At 50.2% G+C, this 223-nt stretch carries 1 tRNA gene; it reads right to left on the bottom strand.

The features are described 5' to 3' along the window. Positions 1-143: 143 nt before the first annotated feature. Positions 144-219, bottom strand: a tRNA-Glu gene (locus tag OGV82_RS03845). Between the last annotated feature and the right edge of the window lie 4 nt (positions 220-223).

The raw sequence follows: 223 nt of genomic DNA, 5'->3' as shown, positions 1-223 counted from the left end.
TGAGAGACTCATACACACTTTACGTGTGTCGTTTCAATTTTCAGCTTGATCCAGATTTTTAAAGAGCAAATATCTCAAACATGACTCGCAAGTCAGTTTTGAGATACGGGGGCCGGCGACTTTCACTCACACAAACCAGCAAGTGGCGTCCCCTAGGGGATTCGAACCCCTGTTACCGCCGTGAAAGGGCGGTGTCCTGGGCCTCTAGACGAAGGGGACACTG

This window comes from Citrobacter sp. CK191 (assembly GCF_030333435.1).
In the GTDB taxonomy this organism is placed as follows: domain Bacteria; phylum Pseudomonadota; class Gammaproteobacteria; order Enterobacterales; family Enterobacteriaceae; genus Citrobacter_B; species Citrobacter_B koseri.
Note: the sequence above shows the minus strand (reverse complement) of the source record. Positions and strands in the feature narration are given on the sequence as shown.